Source organism: Bacillus cereus (assembly GCF_002564555.1).
Classification (GTDB): domain Bacteria; phylum Bacillota; class Bacilli; order Bacillales; family Bacillaceae_G; genus Bacillus_A; species Bacillus_A cereus_K.
Genome location: NZ_NUVD01000070.1, coordinates 1 through 404 on the forward strand (window position 1 = coordinate 1; position 404 = coordinate 404).

The window sequence follows — 404 nt, forward strand, 5'->3', positions numbered from 1 at the left end:
CCACCCCGCGACAATATTATTCATATAATTTTATATGGTGGAGGATGACGGGATCGAACCGCCGACCCCCTGCTTGTAAGGCAGGTGCTCTCCCAGCTGAGCTAATCCTCCAAAAGTGGTGACCCGTACGGGATTCGAACCCGTGTTACCGCCGTGAAAGGGCGGTGTCTTAACCACTTGACCAACGGGCCAAATATCATAAAAGCTTATGGCGGAGAGCAAGGGATTCGAACCCTTGATACGCTTGTGACGTATACACGATTTCCAATCGTGCTCCTTCGGCCAACTCGGACAGCTCTCCAATGGCTCCGCAGGTAGGAATCGAACCTACGACCGATCGGTTAACAGCCGATAGCTCTACCGCTGAGCTACTGCGGAATAATATTGCCTGGCAACGTCCTACT

General features: G+C 52.2%; 4 tRNA genes. All 4 read right to left on the reverse strand.

Features of this window, described 5'->3' with window-relative positions:
* Positions 1–35 precede the first annotated feature (35 nt).
* The 4 genes from COI75_RS17320 to COI75_RS17335 all read right to left on the reverse strand — a co-directional run bounded on the left by COI75_RS17320 (position 36) and on the right by COI75_RS17335 (position 378).
* A tRNA-Val gene (locus COI75_RS17320) sits at positions 36–111 on the reverse strand.
* A gap of 5 nt (positions 112–116) precedes the next feature.
* A tRNA-Glu gene (locus tag COI75_RS17325) sits at positions 117–191 on the reverse strand.
* 18 nt (positions 192–209) lie between these two features.
* Positions 210–301: transfer RNA gene (locus COI75_RS17330), tRNA-Ser, on the reverse strand.
* A gap of 2 nt (positions 302–303) precedes the next feature.
* A tRNA-Asn gene (locus tag COI75_RS17335) sits at positions 304–378 on the reverse strand.
* Between the last annotated feature and the right edge of the window lie 26 nt (positions 379–404).